Below are 1448 nucleotides of genomic sequence, written 5' to 3'. Positions count from 1 at the left end.
AAGATCGTCGATTCGTGGATGGCCTCGACCGCCAGCGGCATGCCGCGCAGCTCGATCAGGTCATGGCTTCGATGCGGCTTCATCGCCAGCGAGCCGTGCTCGTCGACGCCGAACGTCACTCGGGTCCGCCAGTGCAGTCCGTTGCTGTGCGGGGTGCCGATGTCGGAGACGTGGATCTCGCCGTCGGCCGGATCCTGGCACATCGCCGCGTCCTGGGCCGAGACTCCCGCCGATGCGCTGCAGCGTGTCGCGGAAGACCTGGGCCTTCAGCCGGCGCTGGTGCTGGTCGGTGATGTGGCCGAACTCGGCCCCGCCCACCGGCAGCCGCTCCATCTCGTGGGCGCGCAGCGAGTCGGCGAGCTTCCAGATGTGCCGGCGTCGGTAGTCGGAGCCGTCGACGACCTCGACGACGTCGGCCCGCCAGAACTTCGCCTGGGGCCCGGCGTCGGTGAGCTTGGCGCGCACGACCTCGCCCGGGATGGCGTGACGCACGAAGATCACCCGTCCCTCGTGGCGGGCGATGCAGTGCCCGCCGTGGGCCATCGGGCCGACGTCCAGGGTCAGGATCCGTCCCGTCAGGTCCTGGGTGGTGGTCATCATCGTCACGCGCGTGGCTCCTCTCCCCCGTGTGAGGCCTCGTGTGCGGCGTCCGGCGGACTCCCCGCGGCGGACGTGCCGACCGTCCCCTCGACGGCGATTGGTCGGGTGATCATCCAGCCCACCCAGAGAGCCAGCCCGTAGAGCGGCAGACCCATCAGCAGGCGGCTGGTGCCCAGGGCGACGAGCTGATCGCCCAGGTACAGCGGAACCTGGACCACGAGGCGCAGCGCCAGCACGGCGGTGACGATCCACGTGGCCAGCGCGTAGCGGCGTCTCCGCCGCGGCTCGCGCCGCCATCCGAGTCCTTCGCCGCGCACCAGCCCGAAGAGGATCCCCAGGAACGGCCAGCGCACGGCGACGGAGGCGGAGAAGGCCAGGATGTAAACGATGTTGGTGATGAAGCCCCACAGGTAATAGTCCCGCGCCTGTCCGGTCTGCTGGGCGACGACGGCGCAGAGCACGATCGCCGCGAGGCCGGACAGCGACTGCACCAGAGGGCCGCGCTGGATCAGCCGGACGACGGTGAACACCGCCCCCAGCACGACGGCGAGCACCGCCGAGAGCGTCAGGTCCTCGCTGACCACGAAGCTGACCAGGAAGGCCGCCGAGGGCAGCGAGGCCTCGAGCAGGCCGCGCACGCCGCCGACCGAGGACATCACGTCCAGCGACCCGTCCTCGCGCGTGCTCAGCGAGGAGGCCGCCGCCGACAGCGCGGCCGGCTCGGGGTCGTGCGACGACGATCCCTGCGCGGCCGGCACCTGGTGCTCGGACTCATGAGGGTCGCGGTCGTGCTCCTCCGAGGAGCGTCCGGGCGGCGCCGAGGTGCCCATGGCTCACCGTCCGGCGGC

2 protein-coding genes are annotated in these 1448 nt (G+C 71.5%); both read right to left on the bottom strand.

The window, feature by feature from the left end; translation table 11 throughout:
* Window positions 1-60: 60 nt before the first annotated feature.
* Window positions 61-600, bottom strand: coding sequence for a TRAM domain-containing protein (locus GU5_RS15830; protein ID WP_050806599.1), 540 nt, complete (start codon window positions 598-600; stop codon window positions 61-63).
* A gap of 2 nt (window positions 601-602) precedes the next feature.
* Complete coding sequence (locus GU5_RS14105; RefSeq protein ID WP_010524457.1) at window positions 603-1430, bottom strand: DUF3159 domain-containing protein; 828 nt, start codon at window positions 1428-1430, stop codon at window positions 603-605.
* Window positions 1431-1448 lie beyond the last annotated feature (18 nt).

It is taken from the genome of Nesterenkonia sp. F, assembly GCF_000220985.1.
Lineage (GTDB): Bacteria > Actinomycetota > Actinomycetes > Actinomycetales > Micrococcaceae > Nesterenkonia.
Note: the sequence above shows the minus strand (reverse complement) of the source record. Positions and strands in the feature narration are given on the sequence as shown.